Genomic DNA, 5,968 nt, shown 5'->3' with positions numbered 1-5,968 from the left:
CAGTATATCCACAAAAAAAGAAGAAAAATCTTATTCCAGTTTGTGAATCACCAGTCCCGAACGCAGTTTCGGTTCAAACCACGTGGTTTTCGGCGGCATGATGTTGCCCGTATCGGCAATGTCCATCAGCTGCTTCATGGAAACCGGATAGAGTGCCAGCGCCATCTTCATTTCGCCGCTGTCCACCCGTTTCTTCAGTTCACCCAGTCCGCGGATACCGCCCACGAAGTCGATACGCTTGTCCGAACGCAGGTCCTTGATGCCGAGAATCTCGTCCAGAATCAGGTTGGAAGAAATCGTGACATCCAGCACCCCAATCGGGTCGTTATCGTCGTAAGTGCCCGGTTTGGCTGTCAGACTATACCATTTACCCTCCAGGTAAAGCGAGAAGTTGTGCAAGGCTGCCGGCTTGTAGATGTCCGCACCCTTTTCTTCCACTACGAAGTTCTTCTTCAGCGCTTCCAGGAACGCCTGTGGAGTCAGTCCGTTCAAATCCTTCACCACCCGGTTGTAGTCGATGATAGTAAGCTGCTCGGCCGGGAAACATACCGCCATGAAGTAGTTGTATTCCTCGTCGCCCCGATGGTTCGGATTCTGAGCCGCCTTTTCAGCACCCACCAGTGCCGCTGCCGCACTACGGTGATGACCGTCGGCAATGTAAAGCGAAGGCATTTCCTTGAACGCCTCTGTCACTGCCTCAATGTCCTTGTCGTCGTCAATCACCCAGAACTGATGGCCGAAGCCGTCATCCGGTGCCACAAAGTCATACACCGGCTTCTGAGCCGTATATTTCGCCACCACGGCATCCAGCGTCTTGTTTTCCGGATAAGCAAAGAACACCGGTTCGATGTTCGCATTGTTCACCCGTACATGCTTCATGCGGTCCTCCTCCTTGTCACGGCGCGTCAGCTCATGTTTCTTGATCACCCCGTTCATGTAGTCGGGCACGTAAGCTCCTACCACCAGTCCATACTGCGTCTTGCCGTTCATGGTCTGGGCATAAATATAATAACACGGTTTGTCGTCCTGCACCAGCCAGCCCTTTTCCTGGAACATCCGGAAATTCGCTACCGCCTTGTCGTACACACGCGGGTCGTGCTCATCCGTTCCCTCCGGGAAGTCAATCTCCGGCTTGATGATGTGATACAAAGATTTCTCGTTGCCTTTCGCCTCTTCGCGGGCCTCAGCCGAGTTTAACACGTCGTAAGGGCGGGAAGCCACCTGCTCCACCAAGTCCTGCGGCGGACGAACACCCTTGAAAGGTTTAACTATTGCCATAATGCTTGGGGGAATCAGAAGTTATTTCTTGTTTACACGGAATTTCTCACAACCATCTTTCAGGAAGCCCACAATCTGACGGGCCGCTGCGATGCCGGCATTGATATTTGCCTCAGCCGTCTGTGCACCCATCTTCTTCGGAGTAGAGAAATAACGTCCCGGGAAATGATCGGCAAACTCATCGTGATGAGCCGGCATGATGTCGGTCACATACTTCAAGTCCGGACGGTCATTCATCAGGCGAAGCAAATCTGCTTCGTTAATCACCTCCTTACGGGCAGTATTCACCAGCAAACCGTTTTTCGGCATACGGTTCACCAAATCATAATCAATGGAGTTCTTGGTTTCGGCAGTAGCCGGAATGTGCAATGACACCACGTTGCAGGTAGCATACAATTCTTCTGCAGAATCCACCGGTTTCACGCCGTCGGCCACCATGGCTTCCTTCGGGCAATACGCATCGTAGGCATAAATGTCCATACCGATGCCCTTTGCGATACGAGCCACATTGCGCCCTACGTTACCGTATGCATGGATACCCAGTTTCTTGCCCATCAGTTCCGTACCCGATTTGCCGTCGTAGAAATTACGAACCGCCATAATCATCATACCGAAAGCCAGTTCGGCCACCGCATTCGAGTTCTGTCCCGGCGTATTCATCACGCAAACCCCGTGAGCCGTAGCTGCCTCCAGGTCCACATTGTCATATCCCGCACCGGCACGTACCACGATTTTCAGTTCCTTTGCCGCATCCAGCACTTCCTTGTCAATGATGTCACTTCGGATAATCACTGCATTCGCATCCTTCACTGCATCGAGCAACTGCTGTTTTTCTGTATATTTCTCCAGCAAAGCCAGTTCATAGCCCGCAGCTTCTATCTCTTTCCGAATACCGTCGATAGCTACTTTAGCAAACGGTTTCTCTGTCGCAACCAATACTTTCATAATACTTGATTTTAAAAAGAAAACAAGGACGTGTTATCGAAATTCCACGCCCTTATCTTCGGGTATAACAACAATTAATGCATTTTCTCAAATTCCTGCATGCAGTCAATCAGTGCCTGCACACTTTCTACCGGCATGGCATTGTAGCAAGAAGCACGGAAACCACCCACAGAACGGTGACCCTTGATGCCCACCATACCTTTTTCGGTAGCAAACTTCAGGAAGTCTGCTTCCAGGTCCTTGTATTCATCGGCCATCACGAAGCAGATGTTCATGTACGAACGGTCTTCCTTGGCCGTTACGGTGCCACGGAACAGCTTGTTGCGGTCAATTTCCGCATACAGCATGTCGGCACGCTGTTTGGCACGGCGCTGCATTTCTTCCACGCCACCCTGTGCCTTGATCCAGCGCAAAGTCTGAAGAGCCGCATAAATAGGCACTACCGGCGGAGTATTGAACATAGAACCCTTGTCCACGTGTGTCTGATAATTCAGCATGGTCGGGATGTGACGGGAAACCTTACCCAGCGCATCGTTCTTCACGATAACGAAAGTCACACCTGCAGGAGCCAGGTTCTTCTGTGCACCTCCGTAAATACAAATATATTTGGAAACGTCTACCGGACGAGAGAAAATGTCCGAAGACATATCGGCCACCATCGGCACATTGACATCCAGGTCGGCATGCAATTCCGTACCGTAGATGGTATTATTAGTCGTGATATGGAAATAATCCACGTCGGCCGGCACTTCATAATCTTTCGGGATATAAGTGTAGCCTTCTTTTTCAGAAGAAGCCACCTCTACTGTTTCGCCGAATGCTTTCGCTTCTTTCAGCGCTTTCTTGGCCCAAGTACCCGTATTCAGGTAAGCCGCCTTCTTTTCCAGGAAATTATAGGGAACCATACAGAACTCCATGCTTGCACCTCCACCTAGGAACAATACCGAGTATCCTTCCGGAATGTTCAGCAATTCCTTGAACAAGGCCACTGCTTCATCTACCACCGGCTGGAAGTCTTTAGCGCGGTGACTGATTTCCATCAACGAAAGTCCTGAACCATTATAATCAAGAATAGCCTGAGCTGTCTTTTCTATCACTTCGCGAGGCAAAATAGACGGTCCCGCATTAAAATTATGTTTCTTCATTGGAAGTTTGTTTTGGTTAAACAATCATTTTAGCTAACACTTGCGAATTTAGTGATTATTTTTAGACTTCCAAAAGTTTTCGTGATAATTTTACATCCTTATTGAATTTTATCTTTCAAATTACATACACAAACGCTATTTTAGTGACATATTAACACGAGAATAGTTAGCTATGGCATGGGGATGCTCACGAGTCATAGCAAAATGCGAGACAGCCTTCACCGCCGGAAGGCTGTCATGACACAAAGTTATTATTTTGCCAGTTCTATCAAAGTTTTTACTCCCTTTATCTTTTCATTTTGTATGAGTTTTAACGTTTGTTTTGCCTTTTTCCGAGAAATTGCCGCAAACGCATAGTGGTCTTTCACGTCTACACGTCCCACATCGTCCCGGCCTAGTCCGCCTTTCTTCGACAAAAAGCCCACGATGTCAATCTTGTTGATCTTGTCTTTCTTGCCCTTTCCTATATATAAGGTAACAAACTCCGGCAAGGCAGGCTGCGGCGTCGGCTCCGGCAGTTCAAACTCTTCCAGCGGACGGGGCACATAGTCGGGGATACGTTCCTCGTCGTGCAGAATCAGAAACGCATTACCCTCGGCCTCCCAGCGCGCCGTACGTCCGTTGCGGTGAATGAACCCGTCCTCGGCCACCGGCAAGTGATAATGCACCACGTGGCGGATGTCCGGAATATCCAGTCCGCGGGCTGCCAGTTCGGTCGAGATAAAGATGTGGCAGCTTCCGTTACGGAACTTATACAGCGCCCGTTCACGGTCATCCTGCTCCATTCCGCCGTGGAACGTCTCGCAATACACCTTCATGGAGTGCAGGTACTTCCCTACCCGGTCCACACTCTCGCGATGATTGCAGAACACCAGCGTCGATTCGTTGCCCAGCGTACACAGCAGCTTGTAGAGCGTTTCCAGCTTGTCCTTCACCGGCGAAGTGACCCGATACACCGACAAGCGCTGCGACACCGTTTCCTCCGGATTCAGGAAATCCAGTTTCAGCGTGCGGTTCATGCCCGTAAAGCGCGGAATCTCCTCCGCATCGGTAGCCGACAACAGAAAGCGGCGACGCAATGCCGGCAACTTTCCGATGACCTCGGCCATCTCGTCCTGAAAGCCGAACTCCAGACACTTGTCGAACTCGTCGATGACCAGCGTACGCACGGTGCCCGCCTCGAAATTCTGCTTGTTCAAGTGGTCGTTCATACGTCCCGGCGTACCGATAATCACCGCCGGCGAAATGCCCTTCATGGTGCGGTGTTCCTCCATGGCCGGACGTCCGCCGTAACAGCTCATCACCGGAAAGCCGGTCGCCATGGCCTTGAACACCTGCTCAATCTGCAAAGCCAGCTCGCGCGAAGGTACCAGTACCACGGCCTGCACGCCTTCCACTCCCTTTTTCAGCGAGCTCACCAGCGGTAGCAGGTAGGCCAGCGTCTTTCCGGAACCCGTAGGCGAGAGCAGAATCAAATCGCTGCCCTCCTTCCACGCATCGATGGAAGCCTCCTGCATGGCGTTCAACTGGTCAATCTTCAGGTTTGATAGTATTGTTTGTATGTCCATAATTCTTGGTTTTTTGTGGGTTAGTTAGCAAAGGTAAAAAAAATTATGTTATACCGACATTCTTATCATAGTACATTTAGTCATTATTCTTATACTAAAATCTTATCCATCTTCTCCAGCGGAAGATTCTAAAGAAACGAGGAAACCAGTTTATCACTGGTCGAGGGCAATCCCAGTTCCGGCTTTGTACGTCTGCCACATGGCTCGCCACGATGGCCGGATTCTCCCCGTTGCGCACAGCCTCACGAAGCACACGGGCCACCTCTTTTTTATCCGTATACTCCGCCTCACCGAATCCTTTGATAGTTTTCAATACCCGCATGATATTGCCGGCATAGCCCACAAACGTACCAAACTGCGAATAGCTAACGTCTTTCAGCGTACAATCCCCGTCAAACAACACAATGTTGTAAATGGGAAGTTGAGCAAACTGTGCCGACTGTTCTTTCAATGCTTTTATGTGACCGGCATTCTGCATAATCGGGTTGTAGAACCGGTATTTCTCCTTGCCATAATTCAAAATCTGTGTCCAATAGCGTTGCCTTTCACTTCCAAACAACCAGCCGCTATAGTCCTTTACTTCTATCACCACCAATCCCTGTGGAGTAGCCACCACAAGGTCTATTTGAGAGCAACTCCCGCTTTTTCTTTTCAAATATAAGTCATGAAAAATTGCTTTCGGATGTACTCCTTTCTTTAACATCTTGATAATGAGCTTTCGTTCCGACCTTGTTCCTCTTGTAGGAGAAGACACAGAGCAGAGCAGTTTCATATCTCTTCGGTGACTGAGATACGAAACGATGGCAACAGCTATGATTAAGGAAAGTAATAGATATTCCATAAACGACTTATACAGAAACAACAGCTCCATTAATAACCATTGGCTACAGCTTTGCACTTTCTGCGTAACTCTACCAATTCGGATAATTTTACTGGATTCTTATCCAGATTCAGCAAAGGCACATATTTGACAATCAGAGATTCTTCTATCTTTTCTACGCAACTATATACTTTATTGTACCAACGGTTTTG

The 5,968-nt window shown here is 49.2% G+C and carries 5 protein-coding genes; all 5 read right to left on the bottom strand.

Features of this window, described 5'->3' with window-relative positions; translation table 11 throughout:
* Positions 1-30 precede the first annotated feature (30 nt).
* Entirely contained in the window at positions 31-1,278 is a 1,248-nt protein-coding gene (locus tag WKT20_RS17290; protein ID WP_117748370.1) for a DUF1015 domain-containing protein, read from the bottom strand.
* A gap of 21 nt (positions 1,279-1,299) precedes the next feature.
* Positions 1,300-2,223: an NAD(P)-dependent oxidoreductase gene (locus tag WKT20_RS17285; protein ID WP_007563978.1), complete on the bottom strand. Its 924-nt coding sequence runs from the start codon at positions 2,221-2,223 to the stop codon at positions 1,300-1,302.
* Between the two features lie 74 nt (positions 2,224-2,297).
* Positions 2,298-3,368, bottom strand: coding sequence for a 3-phosphoserine/phosphohydroxythreonine transaminase (serC, locus tag WKT20_RS17280; RefSeq protein ID WP_007563976.1), 1,071 nt, complete (start codon positions 3,366-3,368; stop codon positions 2,298-2,300).
* 251 nt (positions 3,369-3,619) lie between these two features.
* Positions 3,620-4,936 carry a DEAD/DEAH box helicase gene (locus WKT20_RS17275; RefSeq protein ID WP_195204967.1) on the bottom strand — a complete coding sequence of 439 codons (1,317 nt, stop codon included), beginning with the start codon at positions 4,934-4,936 and terminating at the stop codon, positions 3,620-3,622.
* Positions 4,937-5,030: 94 nt separating this feature from the next.
* Positions 5,031-5,777, bottom strand: a complete 747-nt coding sequence (locus WKT20_RS17270) for a nuclease-related domain-containing protein (RefSeq protein ID WP_340417795.1) — start codon at positions 5,775-5,777, stop codon at positions 5,031-5,033.
* Positions 5,778-5,968 lie beyond the last annotated feature (191 nt).

This window comes from Phocaeicola sp. ICN-14070, assembly GCF_037892625.1.
In the GTDB taxonomy this organism is placed as follows: Bacteria; Bacteroidota; Bacteroidia; order Bacteroidales; family Bacteroidaceae; genus Phocaeicola; species Phocaeicola plebeius.
The sequence above is the reverse complement of the archived record's forward strand: the minus strand, read 5'-3'. Positions and strand labels throughout refer to the sequence as shown.